This window comes from Fontimonas sp. SYSU GA230001 (assembly GCF_040066175.1).
GTDB lineage: Bacteria > Pseudomonadota > Gammaproteobacteria > Nevskiales > Nevskiaceae > Solimonas.
In genome coordinates, this window is record NZ_JBEAAM010000003.1 from 31810 (window position 1) to 51804 (window position 19995).

The window sequence follows — 19995 nt, forward strand, 5'->3', positions numbered from 1 at the left end:
AGGAAGGTCGAGCCGACGAAACTGAGGTGCCGGTCTCGGCAAAGGCAAACAGCACATGACGCCCGCACACAACGAATTTGACGTCATCGTCGTCGGCGGCGGTCACGCCGGCACCGAAGCGGCGCTCGCCGCCGCGCGCATGGGCTGCGCGACGCTGCTGGTCACGCAGAGCATCGAGACGCTGGGGCAGATGTCCTGCAACCCGGCGATCGGCGGCATCGGCAAGGGTCACCTGGTCAAGGAGATCGACGCGCTCGGCGGTCTGATGGCGCGCGCCGCGGACCGCGCCGGCATCCAGTTCCGCATCCTCAATGCTTCGAAGGGGCCTGCGGTTCGCGCGACCCGCGCGCAGGCCGACCGCATGCTCTACAAGTGGGCCGTGCGCGAGACACTGGAGAACCAGCCGAACCTCACGCTGTTCCAGCAGGAAGTCGAGGATCTGATCGTCGCGGGCACGCAGGTGCGCGGCGTCGTCACGCGCCTGGGCCTGCAGTTCTTCGCGCGCTGCGTGGTGCTGACCACCGGCACCTTCCTCGGCGGGCGCATCCATGTCGGTCTGTCGAACCACGCGGGCGGTCGCGCCGGCGATGCGCCGTCGCTGGCCCTGGCGGCGCGCCTGCGCGAACTGCATCCGCGCGTCGGCCGGCTCAAGACCGGCACGCCGCCGCGCCTGGACGGCCGCACGATCGACTGGTCGCGGCTGGCCGAGCAGCCGGGCGACACGCCGACGCCGGTGTTCTCGTTCATCGGCACGCGCGACGAGCATCCGCCACAGGTCTGCTGCCACATCACCCACACCAACGCGCGGACCCACGACATCATCCGCGAAGGTTTTTCGCGCTCGCCCATGTTCACCGGCGTCATCGAGGGCACCGGCCCGCGCTACTGCCCGAGCGTCGAGGACAAGGTCAACCGCTTCGCCGACCGCGACCGCCACCAGATCTTCCTCGAACCCGAAGGCCTGAACACGCGCGAGATCTACCCGAACGGCATCTCGACCTCGCTGCCCTACGACATCCAGGAGCGCTTCGTGCGCAGCATCGAGGGCCTGGAGCAGGCGCGCATCACACGGCCCGGCTACGCGATCGAGTACGACTACTTCGACCCGCGCGACCTGCAGCGCTCGCTCGAGACCAAGGTGCTCGAAGGTCTGTTCTTCGCCGGCCAGATCAACGGCACCACCGGCTACGAGGAGGCGGCGGCGCAGGGCCTGCTCGCCGGCATCAACGCGGCGCGCAAGGCGCGCGAACTGCCGGCGTGGACGCCGCAGCGGCACGAGGCCTACATCGGCGTGCTGGTCGATGACCTGATCACGCTGGGCACGACCGAGCCCTACCGCATGTTCACCTCGCGCGCCGAGCACCGCCTGCTGCTGCGCGAGGACAACGCCGACCTGCGGCTGACGCCGGTCGGCCGCGAGATGGGGCTGGTGGACGATACGCGCTGGACGCGTTTTTCCGACAAGTGCGAGGCGATCGCGCGCGGCCGCGCCGAACTCGATGCGCTGTGGCTGAAGCCGGCGCAACTGCGCGAGCCGGCGCTCGTCGAGATCTTCGGCGATGCGCCGACCGATGGCGGGCTGTCCGGCCTCGACCTGCTGCGCCGCCCGCAGGGCAGCTACGCGCTGCTGCAACGGCTCGGCCTCACGTCGCCGGACATCGACAGCTGTGCCGCCGAGCAGATCGAGATCGAGGTCAAGTACGCCGGTTACATCGAACGCCAGCGGACCGAGATCGAGCGCAACCGCCGTTACGAGGATGCGGCACTGCCGCTGGAATTCGATTACGCGGCGATCAGTGGCCTGTCGAACGAGGTGCGCCAGAAGCTGATGACGCATCGCCCGCAGACCGTGGGCCAGGCCGCGCGCATTTCCGGCGTGACCCCCGCGGCGGTGTCGCTGCTGCTGATCCACCTGAAGAAGTCGGGCATCCTGCGCCGCGCCGGCTGATGCCGGGCATTCAGAATGGGTTCAGCGCCCAAGCCTAAGCTGCACCCACCCGCCAGCCACCCGGCTGTCACCACCAAAGGAAGGATCATGAAACTCGTTCACCTCGCTGCCGTTGCCAGCCTCGCGTTCGCCCCGCTGTCGCTGATGGCCGCCGACGGCCAGGCCAAGGCCGACGCCCACGTCCACGTCGAAACCAATGCCAGCACCGATGCGCTGAAGGACGCCGCGGCCCAGGGCGCCGCCCAGGGTCAGGCCGCCAAGGACACTGGCATGACGCACGCGATGGAAGCGCATGACGCGGCCAAGAGCGCCGCAGGCGAAGCCAAGGCCGAAACCAAGGCCAAGGCGAAGGCCGCAAAGGAAACGTCCAAGAAGGCCGCCACCGGCACGGCCAGCGCCGCGACCGGCGCGGTCGGCAAGACCACCCATGCGGCGACTGGCGCGGTCAACGCCACCACCGGTGCCGTCGGCGGACTGATCGGCGGCACGCACGTCGAGGCCGGCGCCTCGGTCGAAACCCAGGCCGAAGGCGAAGCCAAGACGGAGTAACTGGACCAGGGCGTCGTCGCGGCCATCCACGGCGCGACGACACCCCGGCGGATCGAGCCCACCCCGCCGTCCACGGCCGGGCGCTCGGAGCCGCCGAAGACGCCGCCGGGTCATCTTCGACACGCGACGCCTTCGTCCCCCGCCCCGCATCCCCCCTGCGGGGCACCCCCGAACCCTCCCGTGACGCCCGTTGCGGGAGGGTTCTTCTTGTCCGTGCCGGCCAAGCCCGGGGCACACATCTGCAAGGCGAGCGTGCGCGGCGCCGCCGCCTATCGAAAGTCGGCGCCATGGATGGCGCCGTCGTGTCCGGTATCGGCGTGCCTGCGCCTGGGGAGGTAGACGTGCAGGCGCTGGCCGTGCTCCCGGAGCCAGGCCTTGTGCTGCAGATAGTCGGGCAGCTGCTGTGCGACCAGGCTCCAGAAGTGTGCCGAGTGGTCCATGTGCACGCGATGGCAGAGCTCGTGCACGACGACGTAGCGCAGCACCGGCGGCGGCGCCATGATCAGCCGCCAGGACAGGCTGACCGTGCCGTCCGGGGCGCAGCTGCCCCATTGGGACCGCGGATCCGCGATGGACAGGCGGGTCCAGCGCACGCCCAGCCGCGCTGCTTCGGCGTCGAGCAGCCGGCGCGATTCGACACCGGCGTGATGCATCAGCTCGCGCTTGAGCGCCAGTTCCAGCTTGTGCGCCTGGGCACAGGCCGCCCGCGGCGCGAACAGCGTCACCCGCTGCGGCTCGATGCGCACCTGGATCTGCCGCAGCGTCGCAGCCTCGATCAGCACCGGCACCCGCTCGCCGCGCCAGAGGATCTCATCGCCGCCGTCCCAGCGCGCCGGCGGGGGATCGCCCGCCCCGCGCGCGTCGAGTTCGGCGAGCTTGGCCCGCACCCAGGCCTCACGCGAGCGCAGGAAGGCCAGCGCCTCGGCGCGCGCGACCCAGCGCGGATAGACCAGCAGGACGTCACGCGGCTCCCGCACCTCGATGCGGATGCTGCGCGCGCGCGTGCTGACTTTCTCGCGCAGCCGGTAGTCGTCGCGGAACAGATTCAGTTGCGCATCCAGCGGCACGTCGCCCCTCGCTCAAGCACTTTCATGACAGTCGCGCCGGTGCCGTTCAGCTTCCGGTAATTTTTTGTTCATGCCCGGAGCCGGACCGCGAAACTACGACGTTTGCTGCGATGCACATGGCGCTTATCCACAAGCTTATCCCCTTCGCCTGTCGATAAATGGTAGGACGAAACGGACAACCGGAACCTCAACGGGCCGCGTAGCCGATGCGCGCCAGCAGGCCATCGAGCTCGTCCAGCGAATGAAACTTGACGCGTAACTCACCTTTCCCACCCTTGTCGGACTGCACCGTGACCGGGCAGGCCAGGTGATCCGACAGCTCGCGCTCCAGCACACGCCAGTCGCCGGGCTTGCCAGGCTTGAACACGATCCTGCGCTCGCGCGCCGAAGCCAGCCGCCGTTCGAGCTGGCGCACCGACAGCTTGTGGCGGATCACTTCGTCGGCCCAGCGCAACTGTTCCTCGACACTGGCGCCGGCCAGCGCCTTGGCGTGGCCCAGATGCAGATGCCCTTCGTTGACCAGGACCGCCACCTGCGGCGCGAGATTGAGCAGGCGCAGATAGTTGCTGACGTACTCGCGCGACTTGCCGATGCGCGCGCCGATCTCCTCGTGGGTCAGCTCGAACAGCTCGCCCAGGCGCTTGAGGCCGGCGGCGGTTTCCATCGGCGTCAGCGACTCGCGTTGCAGGTTCTCGATCAGGCCGACGACGAAGGCTTCGGCATCGGACAGGTCGTCGCGGATCACCGCCGGGATCTCGTGCAGGCCGGCCTGCTGCGCCGCACGCCAGCGCCGCTCGCCGGCGAGCAGCTCGTAGCCCCAGACGCGCGTGCGCAGCACCACCGGCTGGACGACGCCGGATTCGCGGATGCTCTCGGCGAGCTCGGCCAGCGCATCGGGATCGAAGCTGCGCCGCGCCTGCTGGCTGCCCGGCCGGATCAGGTCGATCGGGATTTCCTGGATCTGCTTCACGGGTCTGGGCACGGTTTGCTGGCGATGACGTCCGACGCCCGGGCGGGCGCCGGCTCGAACGGGATCTACCCCGTCCATTCTACGTGGCCGGGCCGCGGCGCATGGGATAATGCGGGTTCATTCAACCGGCAGACCGTCATGGAAGACTCCTTCCGCGCGATCATCGAAGCCCTCGGCGAAAACCCCGACCGCGAAGGTCTGTTGCGCACGCCATACCGCGCCGCCCGCGCGATGGAGTTCCTGACCCAGGGCTACGAGCAGGACCTCGACGAGATCGTCAACGGTGCGGTCTTCGAGTCCAGCAACGACGAGATGGTGATCGTGCGCGACATCGAACTGTACTCGCTGTGCGAGCACCACCTGCTGCCGTTCTTCGGCAAGGCCCATGTCGCCTACCTGCCGAGCGGCAAGGTCATCGGCCTGTCGAAGATCCCGCGCATCGTGGACATGTACGCGCGCCGCCTGCAGATCCAGGAGAACCTGACGCAGCAGATCGGCCAGTCGATCGAGCGCGTGACCCACGCGATGGGCGTCGCCGTCGTCATCGAAGCGCAGCATCTATGCGCGATGATGCGCGGTGTACAGAAACAGAATTCCAGCATGATCACCTCGGTGATGCTCGGCCGCTTCCGCGAGGATCCGCGCACCCGCCAGGAGTTCCTGGAACTGATCCGCAGCGGCAGCCGCTGAGGCACCGCGGCGGCTGGACACACGGCTCCTGCCTGCGGCTGAATCTGGCTAGACTTTCAGGTCCGTAAAGGCAGGTGTCTTGCCTGACCAAGGCTGTTGTGGGGACTCGACCATGTTTGCAAGCAAGAATCCTGATCTGCCCGCCCAGCGCGAGGTGCTCGATACCATCGCACCGCGCATCGCCGAGCTGATGCAGCGCCACCGCGACGCGCGCAAGCTGTGGATGCCCAGCGAGCTGCTGCCCACCGGCGACGACGGCGACGCCGAACTGGCGGCGCTACGCGAACGCGCGCGCGGCCTGCCGGACAGCGTGCGTGTCGCACTCGCGCTCAACCTGCTGACCGAGGAAGGTCTGCCGCACTTCCACCGCCTCGTGGCCCAGTACCTGGGTCACGACGGCGTCTGGGCGGAATGGAACAATCTGTGGACCGCCGAGGAGGATCGCCACGGCTGCGTGCTGCGCGACTACGTGCGCGATGCCCGCCTGTTCGACATGAAGGCACTCGAACAGATGCAGTACCAGTACATCGAATCCGGCTTCAATCCGGAGTGGAAGGACGACCCTTACCGGCTGCTGGCCTACACCAGCCTGCAGGAGAAGGCGACGCAGACCGCGCATGCCAACGCCGGTCGTCTCGCCGGCCAGTACGAACCGCAGCTGCAGAAGATCCTCGCGCACATCTGCGCCGACGAAGCCCGGCATTACGCGTTCTACCGCGACAGCTTCAGCGAAGTGCTCAGGGCCGACACCAATCGTGCACTGGCGGCGCTGGCCGCGATCGCACCGGCGCTGGCAATGCCCGGACACAACATCCAGGGCTATGCGCAGATGTCGGAAGTCGAGCGCCGTGCCGGCATCTACGGGCCGCGCGAGTACCTCAAGCTGGTCGAGGATCTGGTCAGGCACTGGGCGATCGACGCGCTCGACGGCCTGTCCGCCGCCGGTCGCAGCGCGCAGGACAAGATCATGCAGCTGCCGGCGCGTCTGCGGCGCATGGCCGAGTACGTCGAATCCAAGGCGCACACGCGCAGCTTCTCCTTCGACGTGATCTACCGCCGCGCCTTCGAGATGGCCGCGGGCTGAGCCAGCCTCAGCGGCGAACGACGAATCCGCCGGTCGGCACCTCGGACGCCGCCACCCAGTCGAGCCGATCGACGCGCGCGGCCGGAGGGCCGCGCTGCAGCCAGCGCCGCAGCTGTTCCAGCGCCTCGTCGGCGCCGGCGGCGCAGCCCTCCACTGAACCGTCCGCGCAGTTCATCACCCAGCCGTGCAGGCCGAGACTGTGCGCGGTGTCGGCGGTGGACTGCCGGAAGAACACGCCCTGCACGCGGCCATGAACCTTGAAGCGATATGATGCCGGCATGGATCGGACCGTCATTTCCTCAGGGCACGCATGTTAAAGCGCATCCGCCGCCGCATCAGCGGCACTGCGACACGCCGCGCGCAGGCCACGGACGCGCCGGTCGAGGAGCGCATGGCGTTCAGCGCCGAGCTGCCCGTGGGCCAGGACCAGCCGCTGTGGCGCGTGCAGGTCCAGCTGGTCAACGAACCGCAAGCCGATGGTGAGCGCCTGCGCCTGCGCGCGCACATCCAGACCAATTTCGCCAGCGCGCTGCGCCCGGCGCTGCAGGCTGCGCGACCCGGAGGTGAACGTCCGGCGTTGAGCACCTCCGGCAACACCGCGCTGAGCCTGGTGCAGCGCGCCGGCGGCCTGGTGCAGCGCGCCGCCGCACGTGCGCTCGAAGTGCCGGCGCTGCGTGCGCTGGCCGAACCGCTGCTGCAGCTCGACCTCAACACCTGGGTCGAGATCCAGGCCTCGACCGCCTCGCTGGCCGACGGCAGCCACCAGCTGCTGCCGCAGGCCGACCGGCTCGCCGCGCTGGGCATCGTGCCGCGCCGCGCGGCCGAGCAGCCGGTCGCGGAGTCCTGGGCCGGCGAGTCGCCGCAGGGCTTCGCGCAGGTTTCGGTACTGCAGCTGGACAAACGCCATCTGCCGGAAGGGCTGGTGCGGCTGCTCGGCGAGCGACCGTTCTCGCTCGCCGCGGCCATCGTCAACACCGCGCAGCAGAAGTAGGAGCGCGGCCTGAGCGCGACCGCAGACGGGCGGCTTCTCGCGCCACGCGAGCGCCGGCGCGAGATCTTGGCGCTGTCGCTGCCGATTCTCGGCGGCATGCTTTCGCAGAACCTGCTGAACCTGGTTGATGCCTGGATGGTCGGCGGCCTCGGGCCTGCGGCACTGGCCGCGACCGGGCTTGCCGGCTTCCTCAACTTCATGGCGGTGGCCTTCATCACCGGATTCTCGCCGGCCGTGCAGGCGATCGCCGCGCGCCGCATCGGCGAAGGTCACGGCGAGGAGGCGGCGATCCCGCTCAACGGCGGCCTGCTGCTGTCGCTGGCGATCGGCCTGCCGCTGTCGGTGCTGCTGATCGCGGCGACGCCGGCGGTCTTCGCGGCGCTGGTCGAGGATCCCGCGGTCGTACACGAAGGTGTGCCCTACCTGCAGTGGCGCCTGCTGGCGATCGCGCTGGTCGGCATGAATTTCTCGTTCCGCGGCTACTGGAGCGCGGCCAAGCTCACCGGCTTCTACATGCAGACCCTGGTGACGATGCACGTGCTCAACGTGATCTTCAGCTACACGCTGATCCACGGCCTGTTCGGCCTGCCGCGCATGGGCACGGCCGGCGCCGGGCTGGGCACGACGCTGGCGCTGTTCGTCGGCACCGCGCTGTACTTCCGCCTGGGACTCGCCCATGCGCGCGCGCAGGGCTTCCTCGTCCGCCGCCCCTCGCGCGAACAGTTCCGCGGCCTGCTGCGCATCGGCCTGCCGTCTTCGGTGCAGCAGCTGCTGTTCGCCAGCGGCTTCGCCGTGCTGTTCTGGATCGTCGGCCAGGTCGGCACGCAGGAGCTGGCGGTCGCCAACGTGCTGACGACGATCTCGCTGACCGCGGTGCTGCCCGGCATCGCGCTCGGCATCGCCGCGGCAACGCTCTGCGGCCAGGCGCTCGGCCGCCGGCAACCCGACATCGCGCACCACTGGGCTTGGGACGTGTACCGCGTTGGCCTGTGGATCTTCGGTCCGCTCGCACTGGCGATGCTGCTCGCCACCGATCCGATCCTGACGCTGTTCCTGCGCGAACCGGCCCTCGTCGATCTCGGCCGCGTGCCGCTGCGCCTGGTCGGCGCGACCATCCTGCTCGACGGCCTGGGCCTGATCATGATGCAGGCGCTGCTCGGTGCCGGCGCCGCGCGCCTGGTGATGTGGATCGCCACCGGTTTCCAGTGGGGCCTGTTCCTGCCGGCGGCCTGGCTGCTCGGCCCGGTGCTGGGCATGGGCCTGACCACGCTGTGGATCGCGATGGGCAGCTACCGCCTGCTGCAGGCGATCGTCTTCATCTTTGCCTGGGAACGGCGCGACTGGGCGCGGCTGCGCGTCTAGCGCGCGTGCTGCAGCAAGCGCTCGGCCAGCAGGTCGCGCGAGCGCTGCCAGATCAGGCCCACCGTCGCCAGCGTCATCGCGCCGCCGAAGACCACCGAGGGCACGGTGCCGAGCAGGCGCGCGGCGAGGCCGGATTCGAAGGCGCCGAGTTCGTTCGACGCGCTGATGAAGATGCTGTTGACCGACTGCACGCGCCCGCGCAGGTGATCCGGTGGCACGACGTGCAGGATGGTCTGGCGGATGACCACGCTGACACTGTCGAACACGCCGGTGCAGAACAGCGCCAGACAGGACAGCCCGTACACCGGCGACAGCGCGAACACCAGCGTGGCGAGCCCGAAGCCGGCGACGGCGAGCAGCAGGTTGCGCCAGGCCTGCGCGGTCGGCGGATGCCAGGCGCAGACCAGCATGGTCAGGATCGCGCCGGCCGCCGGTGCGCTGCGCATCAGGCCCAGTCCCTCGGGGCCAACCTTGAGGATGTCCTCGGCGAACACCGGCAGGATCGCAATCACGCCGCCGAACAGCACCGAGAACATGTCCAGCGAGATCGCATAAAGGATGATCTTCGTGCGCCGCACGTAGGCCAGCCCCTCGCGCAGCGCCTGCCACATGCGCGCCTGCGCGCCGGGATCGACCGGCACCGGTCGCGGCGCGATCGTCGCAACGAGTCGCTCCGCGACCAGGATCAGGCCCATCGCGATCAGCAGTGAACCGGTGAGGCCGAAGGAGGCGTATGCAAAACCGCCGGCGACCGGCCCGAGGATCGCGCCGGCCTGCCAGATCGTGCTCGACCAGGTCGCCGCGCTGCCCAGCGCCTCGCGCGGCACGAGAAAGGCGCGCAACGAGGAGGCGGATGGCGACAGCACGCCGCGCGCGAGGCCGAGCACGGCGATGGTCAGATACACCGCCCACAGCCAGCCGGACTGCTTCAGTGCTTCGCGCGCATCGGGACGCGACAGGATCGCAAGCAAGCCGGCCGCGAGCAGGATCACCCACAGCGACAAGCGGATCAGCGTGCGCTTGTCGCGGCGATCGGCCAGATAGCCGCCGAACAGCGCCAGGCCGATGAAGGGCACGGCCTCGGCCAGTCCGATCAGGCCCAGCGACAGCGGGTCGCCGGTGAGGCGGTACAGCTCGTAGGCCAGCGCGATCTGCTGGATCAGCAGCGCACAGGTCAGCAGGAAGTTGGCGCCGACGAGATGGCGGAACTCGCGGAAACGCAGTGCGGCGTAGGGGTCATGCACCGGGGACATGGTCATGCCCGCGCAGGCGGGCATCCAGCGCTTGCCCGCCGACGGGATGCCCGCTTCCGCGGGAATGACGGCGTCTGCGTGTTCGTCAACGCACCGGCACGGCTTCGAGTCGCATCATCACCGACTGCGCCAGCATCTCGCGGGCGCGGGCGACGATCTCCTCCAGCGCCGGCGTGCGCGCAAACTGCTTGCGCGCGCGGCGGTACAGCTGGTCGAGGCTCGGCAGTTCCGGATGGATCAGATGCGCGATCTGCTCGCGGCCGTGGGCGAGCTGCTCCTGCCAGCGCGCGCGCCAGTCGTCGAAGCTCTGGCCCGGGTTCAGTTCGGCCCAGCGCTTCTGCATGCGCTTGACGATGCGGTCCGCCGAGAACGAGTGCGCCAGCAGCGCGGCGATGCGGTCCTTCATCTCCTGCGACACCTGCCGCTCGCCGGCCAGCACGTGCGCCGGCGGATCGCGCAGGTCCCAGACCAGGCCGGCCGACTTCAGGCCCAGCAGCAGGTAGTAGGTGATGTCCACCTCCCACCAGCGGAAGCCCTGACGCGCCGAGGCCATGTAGTAGTGGTGGTTGTTGTGCCAGCCCTCGCCCAGCGACAGCAGCGCGAACAGCCAGTTGTTGCGCGAATCGTCACCGGTCAGGTAGCGCTGCCTGCCGAACACGTGCACCAGGGAGTTGATGCAGAAGGTGCCGTGCCAGAGCAGCACGGTGGACCAGAAGAAGCCGACGACCAGCGCCGACCAGCCACCGAGCGCAAACACGGACAGACCGAGCACCGTACCGGGAATCCAGTGGTACCGGTCGATGAAGCGCAGCTCCGGGTACTGCGTGAACTCCGGGATGCGCGCGTAGTCGGCCTGCTGCGCCTGCCGGTTGAAGATCCAGCCCATGTGCGAGAACCAGAAGCCGTACTGGCGTGGCGAATGCGCGTCCAGCGGCGTGTCCGAGTACTTGTGGTGGTCCCGGTGCTTGGCCGCCCACCACAGCGCGCCCGACTGCAGCGACGACTGCGCCAGGCAGGCCAGCAGGAACTGCATCACGCGCCCGGTCTTGTAGGCGCGGTGCGCGAAGTAGCGGTGGTAGCCGGCGGTGACGCCGAACATGCGGACCGCGTACAGCGCGACGCACAGCGCGAAGTCGCCCCAGCTGACGCCGGTGACGATCGCACCGAAGCAGGCCAGGTGGATCGCCACGAACAGAACCATCATCGGCCAGCTGGCAGGATCGAGGCGGCGGGAAGTCAGCGGTGCGTGCATGGCTTGAATCGGCAGTCGGGAGTCTGGAATCGGGAATCGGGAATCGGGAATCGGGAATCGGGACCCGGCGATGGGTCGGGCTCATCGCCCGTGTTCGCGCGTCTCCAGGAAACGGATGTCCGGGAAGCGCTCGCGCGCCATCGCCAGGTTGACCGCGCTCGACGCGAGGTAAACGAGGTCGCCGTAGTGATCCAGCGCCAGGCGCGTGTCGTTCTTGTCGCGGAACTCGCGCAGCTTCTTGTCGTCGGCGCACTCGACCCAGCGCGCGGTGTTGACCTGCACCGGTTCGAACACGCAGTCCACGCCGTACTCGTCCTTGAGCCGGTACTGCACGACATCGAACTGCAGCACGCCGACCGCGCCGAGCACGATGTCGTTGTTGGTGATCGGCCGGTAAACCTGCGTTGCGCCCTCCTCCGAGAGCTGGTCGAGGCCCTTGTTGAGCTGCTTGGCCTTGAGCGGGTCCTTGAGGATCACGCGGCGGAACAGTTCCGGCGCGAAGTTGGGGATGCCGGTGAAGCGCAGCTCCTCGCCCTCGGAGAACGAGTCGCCGATGGCGATGGTGCCGTAGTTGTGCAGCCCGATGATGTCGCCGGGGAAGGCTTCCTCGACGACGTCGCGGTCGGCGGCCATGAAGGTCAGCGCGTGCGACACGCGCACCGGCCCGCCCAGGCGCACCGAGTGCAGCGTCATGCCGCGCTTGTAGGCACCGGAGCAGACGCGGATGAAGGCGACGCGGTCGCGGTGCTTCGGATCCATGTTCGCCTGGATCTTGAAGACGAAGCCGCTGAACCGGTCCTCGCCCGGCGCGACGTCACGCTCACCGCCGGCAACCTTGGCCTTGCGCGGCTGCGGCGGCGGCGCCCACTCGGTGAAGCCGTTGAGCAGCTCGCGGATGCCGAAGTTGTTGATCGCCGAGCCGAAGAACACCGGCGTGAGCTTGGCCGCGCGGTACTGGCCGAGGTCGAACTCGGTGCCGGCCATCTGCAGCAGCTCGATCTCGTCGCGCATGGTCCGGTACACGTCGCCGAAACGCTCGGCCATCTGCGGGTTCATCAGGCCATCGACGGTCTCGATCTCGGACACGCGGTGCTTGTCGCCCGAATAGAGATAGAAGCGGTCTTCGAGCAGGTGATAGACGCCCTTGAAGTCGCGGCCCATGCCCAGCGGCCAGGTGATCGGCGTGCAGTGCAGGCCGAGCACCTTCTCGACCTCGTCCAGCAGCTCCAGCGGCGGCCGGCCCTCACGGTCGAGCTTGTTGATGAAGGTGACGATCGGCGTGTCGCGCAGCCGGCACACTTCCATCAGCTTGATCGTGCGCGCCTCGACGCCCTTGGCGCAGTCGATGACCATCAGCGCCGAATCGACCGCGGTCAGCGTGCGGTAGGTGTCCTCGGAGAAGTCCTCGTGGCCCGGCGTGTCGAGCAGGTTGACGACCTTGCCGTTGTACGGGAACTGCATCACCGAGGTCGTGATCGAGATGCCGCGCTGCTGTTCCAGCGCCATCCAGTCGGACGTCGCATGGCGACTGGCCTTGCGGCCCTTGACCGTGCCGGCGAGCTGGATCGCGCCACCGAACAGCAGCAGCTTTTCCGTCAGCGTGGTCTTGCCCGCGTCGGGATGGGAAATGATGGCGAACGTGCGGCGACGCGCCGCCTGTTCGGCGACTGCACTCATGATCGGGGTCGGGCTCCAGGAGAGCCGCTATTGTACCGGCTGGCGGCCGCTGTCGGCGCGGTCCGCTACGCGCGCGTGCCCGGCCGTCGCGTGCCGAGCAGGATGTCGCGATCGCGCAGCTGCGCGAAGATGCGCGCACCTTCGGCAACCACGACCTCGGGATCGGGATGCTGCAGCTCGCCGGCGATGCGCAGCAGCAGTTCGCGGCCGCTGGCTGCCGGTTCGGCTTCGATCAGCGTCGTCAGCCGCGCGGTCACCGCGTTGACTTCGAGGAAGCGCACCTGGTCGTGACGGTCGCGGTTGACGATCAGGTACGTCGGCTGCGCACCGGGCGCGGCCGGCTGGAAATCGGGACCGATGCGCTGCACCGGGTAGTCGTAGGCGAGCGTCCACGCCAGCGGCGACAGCAGTGGGGGGGCGGCCAAGGGGTCCCCATTCGGATCGGCCAGGTCCGGGCTCAGCTCCAGCGGCGCGATCGACAACTCCAGCTCGACCCATTCGTAGTGCGCCAGCTCACGCAGGAACGGCGGATCGTCGGGGTGCACGCCACGCTCGTCTTCGAGATAGCGCAGAAACTCCTCCGGCACGCGATGGAACTGCGGCGCGCGGCTGCGGTGGCGCGCATAGAAATCGCGCACACGCGCATGCCAGACGGCATCGGACGAGATGCGCCGCAGCACCGGAAAGGCGCTGCGCAGGCAGTCCTCGACGTTGTTGTAGAACAGGTCGCGATAGATCTGCAGGCGCCGGTCCTCGATGCCGTCCGGCGCAGCCTTGCGCGGATCGCGCAGATGCGCCGCGAACTGATACTGGATCTGCTGGAACTCAGGCATGGGTCGCGTGCACCGTCGGCGCGTGGCGCGCCTGGATCGAGCGGATCTGCTCCAGCTCGCGCAGCAGGTCTGCGAGCGGCGGAACGTTGAAGTCGCGCTCGAGTAGCGTCGGCACGACACCGCAGCGCGCATAGGCACGATCGAGCAGCGCCCAGACCGGATCGATCACGTCGGCGCCGTGCGTATCGACGCGCAGATCCTCGGCCTCCACGTAATGCCCGGCGACGTGGACGTAACGCACCCGGTCGAGCGGCAAGGCGTCGAGGAAGGCAGCCGCGTCGTAGCGGTGATTGATGCCGTTGACGTAGATGTTGTTGACGTCGAGCAACAGATCGCAGTCCGCCTCGGCAATCACCGCGTTGATGAATTCCAGTTCGCTCAGCTCGCTGGCGAGCGGCGCGTAGTAGCTGACGTTCTCCAGCGCGATGCGGCGTTCGAGGATGTCCTGCACGCGGCGCACGCGCGCGGCGACGTGCTCGACGGCCGCCGCGGTGAACGGAATCGGCATCAGGTCGTAGAGATGGCCGTCGTCCGAGCAGTAGCTCAGGTGCTCGCTGTAATCGGCGATGCCGTGGCGGTCGAGGAAGACTTTCAGCTCGCGCACGAAGTCCTCGTCCAGCGGCGCCGGCGAGCCGATCGACAGCGACAGCCCGTGGGTGACGAAGGGATAGCGCTCGGTCAGCGCGCGGAACTGGCGGCCGAGGCGGCCGCCGACGCGCATCCAGTTCTCCGGCGCCACTTCGAGAAAGCCGACCGCGGCCGGGGACTGATCGATCAGCGCATCGAGCAGCGCACGGCGCAGGCCCAGGCCCGCGCCGTGCGCTCCGGATGAAGGCAGAAAACTCATCCGATGCTCAACTGCAGTGGCTTACTTCTTCTTCTCGCCGCACTTGCCTTCGCCGCACTTGCCCTCGGTACGCTTGTGCGCGGCCATGAACTCGTCCTTGGACAGCATGCCGTCGCCGTTTTTGTCCATCATCTTGAACGCCGTCTCGCCGCACTTGCCCTCGCCACACTTGCCCTCGCCGCAGGTGCCTTCGGCCTTGCCCTTCATGCCCATCTTCTCGCCGCACTTGGCTTCGCCACACTTGGCCTCGCCGGTCTTGGCGTCGCCGGCCGAGGCCACCATGTAGCCCGCTCCCAGATCGGCGGCCTGGAACACGGAAGCCTGTGCGGCCGCACCGGTCAGTGCGAAAGCCGCGCCCAGCGCGATCGCCAGCGGTTTACGGTTCATGTTCATCTGTCTCTCCTTGTGCAATGAGCCCGGACGGGCGGTGAAGTGAAGGGCCGCCACGATGCGGCGACCCGGACAGCGGCCGGACGTCGACTCGGCGCCGGCCGCGGAAGCTTATACGCTCATGTAGCGCCGGCGGATCCAGAAGTCGAGCGAAACGTGGCGCCCTGCTCCAGTGAAGAACAGTGACAGCAGCATGACGAAGTAAGTTGCCGCGAACTCGATGCCGTTGTTGAGGACCACGAGCCGTCCGTGCTCGGTCAGGTGCTCGTAATCACCATGTTCGCGCAGGATCTCCCTGGCCTCGTTGAGACGTTCGATCGCCAGCATCGTGCGCTCGGTGGCGAACGGGCCCATGTCCTCCGCGATCGCCAGCCAGCCGTGCTCCCAGTGCACCGTGACGATGGCGACCAGCATCGTCACCATCAGCGGCAGGCTGATCCAGCGCACCGCCAGGCCCAGCGCGAGGAGAATCGCACCGCCCAGCTCGGCGGCAGTCGCCAGCCCCGCCATCAGATACGGAAACGGCAGGCCCAGACCCCAGTCGGCGTTGCCGAACCACTCGGCGGTGCTATCGAAGTTGTGGAATTTCTGCAGACCGGCCATCCAGAACACCGGCACCAGGTACAGGCGCAGCAGCAGCGGGGCGAGGCCGTCGGCCACGCGCGTGCGATCGAGCAGAGTCTGCAGACGAACCGGCAGCGAAGTCATCGAATCACCCTCATGACAGCTGCGCGCATCCTAGGCGTGGCGCGGCGCGCCCGCTGCGCTCCGGCGTCCCGGATTTATGCCCGAAACACCGGCCCCGCGAAACGGATCAGGCCGCGGCGGCGCGCGCCTCGAACTGCCGCGACCATTCGACGAACTGCTCCTCCGGCATCGCGCGGCTGTACAGGAAGCCCTGCTGCACCGAGCAGCCCAGATCGCGCAGGCGCTGCGCCTCCTCGTCGGTTTCGATGCCCTCGACGACGATCGACAGGCCCAGGCGCGCCGCCAGCATCGCCATCGACCGGACGATCTCGGCGGCGCGCGTGGTCTGCGACACGGCACGCGTGATCACCGGATCGATCTTGATGCGGTCGATCGGGAACCGGTACAGATGCATCAGCGACGAGTAACCGGTGCCGAAGTCGTCGAGGCACAGGCGGACGCCGTTGTCGCGCAATGCGCGCAGCACCTCCTCGGCACCGTCGAGATTGCCGACCAGCGCGGTTTCGGTGACTTCGGCCACCAGCTGTGACGCGGGCAAGCCGCTGGCCGCGAGCGCCTCGCGGCAGATGCCCAGGATGTGTGGCGACAGCAGCTTGGCCGAGAGGTTGAACGACACGCTCAGCACCAGGCCCTGGTCCGACCACGACCGGATCGACTGGCAGGCCTGCACCAGCACCTCGCGCGTCATGTCGCGGATCGTCTCCGACGACTCGGCGATGAGGATGAACTCACCCGGCAGGATCACGCGGCCGTCCGGCTGGCGCCAGCGCACCAGGATCTCGGCGCCGACCACCTTGCCCTTGGCGGCATCGACCACCGGCTGGAAATACGGCACGAACTGACCGCTGCGCAGACCCGTGCGGATCTGCTCGGCCAGCGCCAGGTGCTTGCGCAGGCGGTGGGTGTGGCCACGTTCGCCGAAACGCAGATGGCCGCTGCCGACCGCGCGCGCCTGGCGCTGCGCCTCCAGACAGACGTTGACGTATTCCTCGGCGTCGCGCGCGTCGTCCGGATAGATCGCCGCGCCGGCCGACACACCCAGCAGGTAGCGCTGTTCGTCCACTTCGACCGGCGCAGCCAGGCGCGTGAACGCCTCGGCGGCGATGCGCTTGAGATCGGCGCGCGTCACCGCCTCGGCGATACCGCGATCGACCAGCACGCCGAGGATCTGCGGTTCGAGCCGGAACACCGACACCGGCATCGGATCCAGGCCGTGCAGACGCTGCGCGGCGACGCGCATCACCGATTCGGCGACGCGGATGCCGAACCCGCTGCGCAGGTGATCGTAGGTGTCGAAACCGATGGCGATCAGGCCGTGCGTGCCATCGATCGGCCGCAGCCGGCGCACCTCGCGCAGCTCCGCATCGAGGCTGTTGCGGTTGGGCAGGCCCGTGCCGGGATCCTCATAGGCGATGCGGCGGATGTGCTCGGCCTGCGCCTGCAGTTTGCGGATCGCGCGGACGATGTCGCCGAACTCATCCTGCGTCTCCTGCAGGCGCTGGTTCGGCTGGTGCCCGGTGAGCACGGCGTTGAGGCTGCCGGTCACCGCGCCCAGCGGCTGGATCAGGCGCCGGTAGGCGAACACGCTCAGGCCCAGCGACAGCAGCAGCGCGCCGCCGGCGCTGGCCAGCGCAAGGTCCATGTGGCGCCGCAGGTCGGCGAGGCCGGCGAGCGCCTGTTGCAGGCCACCGCTGTTGTCGGCCTCCTGCAGCGTGGTCAACAGGCGCCCGGCGCGGTACTGCAGGTCCAGCGTCGTTGCGGCCAGCTCGGCCGCGGTTTCAGGCGTGAACGGCCGCTGCTGCGCGAGCACGTCGATCGTCTCGGCGCCCGTCGCCAGCAGGGCACGGACCTCGGCGACGTTCGTGGGATCGCCGCTGCCGAGGAACGCGAGCTGGCCGAGCGCGCCGCCCAGCTCCTGGCGCACGCGATCGAGCGCGGATGCCGGATCGCCGCCTGCAGCCACGGCCCGGCGTGCCAGCTCGGCCTGGTAGTGCATCTCGCGCAGGGCCGCGTCGATCACCACGGCCATCGAGATCCGGTTGGCGTGCCCGCGCAGTCCCGGCTCCAGGCCGTCCTGCGCGCGGAACGAGGGCATGACCACGATGCCCGCCACCGCGATGGCGAGGTTGACCAGCACAATGACGGCAACCAGTTTGGCCCGGATGGTCATCTTCCGACGCTCGATGAACGGCCAGCGCCAGCCGACGGCCGGCCCCGGTCCTGGCCATTCTAGCCCGTATGCCCCGCCCGATTGGCCAGATCGGGCTATGACCGCGGCCGGCACCGGCCGCCATGCACCCTTCCGCTACAATTCCGCGTCGCAGCAATGGCGGCGCCAGCCGTTCCGCGCGGGCCTATAGCTCAATCGGTTAGAGCAGAAGACTCATAATCTTTCGGTTGCAGGTTCAAGTCCTGCTGGGCCCACTATTCACATCGGGGCCGGACCGCGGCCGTCGTCAGCCCATCACCGCCCAGGCCGCCTTGAGGGCCAGTGCCAGCAGCACCAACGACGAGATCGAGAACAGTACGAAGCGCACCTCGATCTTGTTGACCGTCGCCTGGAACACGCTGTGGACCACGCGCAGACCGACATAGGTCCAGGCCAGCGCCAGGCTCGACGCCGAGGTGTCGCCGATGAAGGCGAGCACCAGCACCGTCGGATAGAAGATCGTCGGCATCTCGAACAGGTGGTTGTAGTTGTCGGCCTTCCAGCGCACCGACGGCGGCAGCGTCGCCATCTGCTCGCCGCGCGGCGCGTCGGGGTCGAGCCGCATCTTCGCCGCGCGGATCGCCGGGATGCGCGTGGCGTACATCCAGAACCACATCACGAAGGTCCACAACACCAGGCCCATGGCCGGTGCGAGCATCGGGCTGACGTGCGACATGGGGATCTCCTTCAGGGACGCGGCATCATAGCCGGCCCGCGACGCCGTGCCTGCACCGGCGGTTTCGCGGCTTCGGCGACGACCCAATCGACGAAGGCCTGCACTTCGGGGCGCGACGCGGCAGATGGTTCGGGGATCGCGAAGAACGCGCGCGTCGATTGCGGCATCGACGCGTTCTTGCCGATGGCGAACGGTGCGACCAGGCGGCGGCTCTCGATCAGCTGTGCCAGCAGTGGCAGGCGGCCGAGCGCGACGCCCTGGCCGTCGAGCGCGGCCTGGATCATCTGGTCGTAGAGCGAGAAATGCAGATCACCAGCCGGCCTGAGATCGCGCAGGCCATGCGCTTCGAGCCAGGTCGGCCACTCCAGCCACGGCGTCGCGTCGATCATGTCGTCGTGCAGTAGGGTGTGGTGGCGCAGGTCCTCGGGCCGGCGCAGCGGCCGCGCGCGGTCCCTGAGCAGGCGCGGACTGCACATCGGCATGACCTCTTCGCCGAACAGCTTGCGGGCCTGCGGCGGCGCCCGCTCCGGCGCGCAGTAGCGGATGGCGACGTCCATGCGCTCGCGGGCGAGATCGACGACGCGGTTGTCCGCGGCGATGCGCACGTCGGCGAGCGGGTATTGCGCACGGAACTGCGGCAGGCGCGGCACCAGCCACAGCGATGCGAACGACACCACGGTCGTCACCGTCAGCGTGCGCGGCGACTTGAGGCCGCGGATGCGCTGCGTGGTCTTCTCGATCGCCTGCAGCGCGTCGGCGGTGCTCCGTTGCAGCAGCTGTCCGGCCTCGGTGAGCAGCAGTGCGCGATGGCGGCGCTCGAACAGTGGCACGCCGAGCTGCTGCTCCAGTGCCTGCACCTGGCGGCTGATCGCCGACTGCGTCAGGTGCAGCTCCGCCGCCGCCCGGGTGAACGACAGGTGTCGCGCGGCCGATTCGAAGCCGATCAGCAGGTCAAGCTGCGGGAGCGCCGGACGGGCCATGTCCCATCCCCCATTTCGCATTCCGTAAACGCATGCATGCGATGCAAAGATATCGTTTGAGCGCGCACGCATACAAGCCGATGATCCTGTCCACGCCGCGGTGCATGCCACGGGATTTCAGCATGACTCCAACGCATGCAGATGCGGGCACGCGACGACGGATTGTTTGTCGCCTTTTCGCTGGCATCCGGCGCCACGCCGGCCCAGCATCGGTCATCGGAACGGAGTCGGACATGAACGCACGCATACAGCTCCTCATTGCCACCGCACTGCTCGCGCTGGGCATCGGCGCCGCAGCCGCAGCAGAGCGCGATCCGGATGCGCCGCTCGGGCAGGCCATCGCGCAGCAGGGCAACCAGGCGCTGGCGCAGATCCGTGCCGAACTGGCAACGGCGCTGCACCGCGAGGCGACGCTGCCGGCGTTGCGCGTCATCGGCGCCGCCGGCCAGACGATGGTGCTCGCCGCGTCGCGCGAGCCGTCGATGGCGCCGCAGCAGTGACCGCGAGGC

The 19995-nt window shown here is 68.7% G+C and carries 20 protein-coding genes and 1 tRNA gene; 8 read left to right on the forward strand and 13 right to left on the reverse strand.

Features of this window, described 5'->3' with window-relative positions:
• The first annotated feature begins 55 nt into the window (after window positions 1–55).
• Both mnmG and AAG565_RS01945 read left to right on the forward strand, forming a co-directional pair.
• On the forward strand, window positions 56–1948 hold the full coding sequence (mnmG, locus tag AAG565_RS01940; protein WP_348817858.1) for a tRNA uridine-5-carboxymethylaminomethyl(34) synthesis enzyme MnmG: 1893 nt from the start codon (window positions 56–58) through the stop codon (window positions 1946–1948).
• Between the two features lie 87 nt (window positions 1949–2035).
• On the forward strand, window positions 2036–2497 hold the full coding sequence (locus tag AAG565_RS01945) for a hypothetical protein (RefSeq protein ID WP_348817859.1): 462 nt from the start codon (window positions 2036–2038) through the stop codon (window positions 2495–2497).
• A gap of 269 nt (window positions 2498–2766) precedes the next feature.
• Here the strand turns inward: AAG565_RS01945 and AAG565_RS01950 are convergent, their stop codons facing one another.
• Together AAG565_RS01950 and AAG565_RS01955 are read right to left on the reverse strand one after the other, a co-directional pair.
• Window positions 2767–3564 carry a SprT family zinc-dependent metalloprotease gene (locus tag AAG565_RS01950; RefSeq protein WP_348817860.1) on the reverse strand — a complete coding sequence of 266 codons (798 nt, stop codon included), beginning with the start codon at window positions 3562–3564 and terminating at the stop codon, window positions 2767–2769.
• Between the two features lie 187 nt (window positions 3565–3751).
• Window positions 3752–4546, reverse strand: coding sequence for a ParB/RepB/Spo0J family partition protein (locus tag AAG565_RS01955; protein WP_348817861.1), 795 nt, complete (start codon window positions 4544–4546; stop codon window positions 3752–3754).
• 126 nt (window positions 4547–4672) lie between these two features.
• Between AAG565_RS01955 and folE the strand changes: the two genes are divergently transcribed.
• A complete protein-coding gene (gene folE / locus AAG565_RS01960; protein ID WP_348817862.1) occupies window positions 4673–5224 on the forward strand; it encodes a GTP cyclohydrolase I FolE in 552 nt (183 codons plus the stop codon).
• 112 nt (window positions 5225–5336) lie between these two features.
• Complete coding sequence (locus tag AAG565_RS01965) at window positions 5337–6308, forward strand: acyl-ACP desaturase (RefSeq protein WP_348817863.1); 972 nt, start codon at window positions 5337–5339, stop codon at window positions 6306–6308.
• A gap of 7 nt (window positions 6309–6315) precedes the next feature.
• On the opposite strand, the gene AAG565_RS01970 is transcribed toward AAG565_RS01965, so the two are convergent.
• Window positions 6316–6588, reverse strand: a complete 273-nt coding sequence (locus tag AAG565_RS01970) for an acylphosphatase (RefSeq protein ID WP_348817864.1) — start codon at window positions 6586–6588, stop codon at window positions 6316–6318.
• Window positions 6589–6618: 30 nt separating this feature from the next.
• Here AAG565_RS01970 and AAG565_RS01975 point away from each other — a divergent pair, with 30 nt between their 5' ends.
• Both AAG565_RS01975 and AAG565_RS01980 read left to right on the forward strand, forming a co-directional pair.
• A complete protein-coding gene (locus AAG565_RS01975) occupies window positions 6619–7299 on the forward strand; it encodes a hypothetical protein (protein ID WP_348817865.1) in 681 nt (226 codons plus the stop codon).
• Window positions 7300–7365: 66 nt separating this feature from the next.
• A complete protein-coding gene (locus AAG565_RS01980; protein ID WP_348817866.1) occupies window positions 7366–8661 on the forward strand; it encodes an MATE family efflux transporter in 1296 nt (431 codons plus the stop codon).
• On the opposite strand, the gene AAG565_RS01985 is transcribed toward AAG565_RS01980, so the two are convergent.
• From AAG565_RS01985 to AAG565_RS02020, 8 genes are all read right to left on the reverse strand, one after another.
• Window positions 8658–9920 (reverse strand): MFS transporter, encoded by a 1263-nt coding sequence (locus AAG565_RS01985; protein ID WP_348817867.1) that lies wholly within the window; start codon window positions 9918–9920, stop codon window positions 8658–8660. The genes AAG565_RS01980 and AAG565_RS01985 overlap by 4 nt on opposite strands.
• Window positions 9921–9999: 79 nt before the next feature.
• Window positions 10000–11166 (reverse strand): acyl-CoA desaturase, encoded by a 1167-nt coding sequence (locus AAG565_RS01990; RefSeq protein ID WP_348817868.1) that lies wholly within the window; start codon window positions 11164–11166, stop codon window positions 10000–10002.
• An 81-nt stretch (window positions 11167–11247) separates the two neighbouring features.
• Complete coding sequence (locus tag AAG565_RS01995) at window positions 11248–12843, reverse strand: peptide chain release factor 3 (protein ID WP_348817869.1); 1596 nt, start codon at window positions 12841–12843, stop codon at window positions 11248–11250.
• A 65-nt stretch (window positions 12844–12908) separates the two neighbouring features.
• Window positions 12909–13676 carry a putative DNA-binding domain-containing protein gene (locus AAG565_RS02000; protein WP_348817870.1) on the reverse strand — a complete coding sequence of 256 codons (768 nt, stop codon included), beginning with the start codon at window positions 13674–13676 and terminating at the stop codon, window positions 12909–12911.
• Window positions 13669–14523 (reverse strand): DUF692 domain-containing protein, encoded by an 855-nt coding sequence (locus AAG565_RS02005; RefSeq protein ID WP_348817871.1) that lies wholly within the window; start codon window positions 14521–14523, stop codon window positions 13669–13671. The genes AAG565_RS02000 and AAG565_RS02005 overlap by 8 nt, the downstream gene beginning before the upstream one ends.
• A gap of 21 nt (window positions 14524–14544) precedes the next feature.
• On the reverse strand, window positions 14545–14910 hold the full coding sequence (locus AAG565_RS02010) for a hypothetical protein (RefSeq protein WP_348817872.1): 366 nt from the start codon (window positions 14908–14910) through the stop codon (window positions 14545–14547).
• 114 nt (window positions 14911–15024) lie between these two features.
• On the reverse strand, window positions 15025–15621 hold the full coding sequence (locus tag AAG565_RS02015) for a DoxX family protein (protein ID WP_348817873.1): 597 nt from the start codon (window positions 15619–15621) through the stop codon (window positions 15025–15027).
• 106 nt (window positions 15622–15727) lie between these two features.
• Window positions 15728–17791, reverse strand: a complete 2064-nt coding sequence (locus AAG565_RS02020) for a bifunctional diguanylate cyclase/phosphodiesterase (RefSeq protein WP_348817874.1) — start codon at window positions 17789–17791, stop codon at window positions 15728–15730.
• Between the two features lie 180 nt (window positions 17792–17971).
• Here AAG565_RS02020 and AAG565_RS02025 point away from each other — a divergent pair.
• A tRNA-Ile gene (locus tag AAG565_RS02025) sits at window positions 17972–18045 on the forward strand.
• Between the two features lie 32 nt (window positions 18046–18077).
• Here AAG565_RS02025 and AAG565_RS02030 read toward each other — a convergent pair.
• Window positions 18078–18506 carry an MAPEG family protein gene (locus AAG565_RS02030; protein WP_348817875.1) on the reverse strand — a complete coding sequence of 143 codons (429 nt, stop codon included), beginning with the start codon at window positions 18504–18506 and terminating at the stop codon, window positions 18078–18080.
• Window positions 18507–18517: 11 nt separating this feature from the next.
• Window positions 18518–19486, reverse strand: a complete 969-nt coding sequence (locus AAG565_RS02035; protein ID WP_348817876.1) for a LysR substrate-binding domain-containing protein — start codon at window positions 19484–19486, stop codon at window positions 18518–18520.
• A gap of 233 nt (window positions 19487–19719) precedes the next feature.
• Here AAG565_RS02035 and AAG565_RS02040 point away from each other — a divergent pair, with 233 nt between their 5' ends.
• The gene (locus AAG565_RS02040; RefSeq protein ID WP_348817877.1) at window positions 19720–19986 is read left to right on the forward strand and encodes a hypothetical protein; all 267 of its coding nucleotides are present in this window, start codon (window positions 19720–19722) and stop codon (window positions 19984–19986) included.
• The last annotated feature ends 9 nt before the right edge of the window (window positions 19987–19995 follow it).